The 212-nt window shown below is 60.4% G+C and carries 1 protein-coding gene; it reads left to right on the top strand.

Going from position 1 to position 212, the window contains the following annotated elements:
- The coding region (locus B2Z72_RS01030) for a hypothetical protein (RefSeq protein ID WP_297004002.1) at positions 1-212 on the top strand (212 nt) is incomplete at both ends.

Below are 212 nucleotides of genomic sequence, written 5' to 3' on the forward strand. Positions count from 1 at the left end.
GCAAAACCAGCAGCAAAACCAGCAACAGATCCTCGCACAAATCCGGCAGCCGTCCGGGCCATAATCAGGCCCGCAACCCGTTGCTGACACTGTGGGAACAGTGGCTGCAGCAGCCACCGTACACTGCGCTCGACCGCTGGTTACGCGGGCAGATGCGCAGCATGGCAACGGATGAACGCTGGCCGGCCCAGAAAATTACTCAGACCATGCTG

Source organism: Thalassolituus sp. UBA6592 (assembly GCF_002433655.1).
Taxonomy (GTDB): Bacteria; Pseudomonadota; Gammaproteobacteria; order Pseudomonadales; family Oceanobacteraceae; genus Venatoribacter.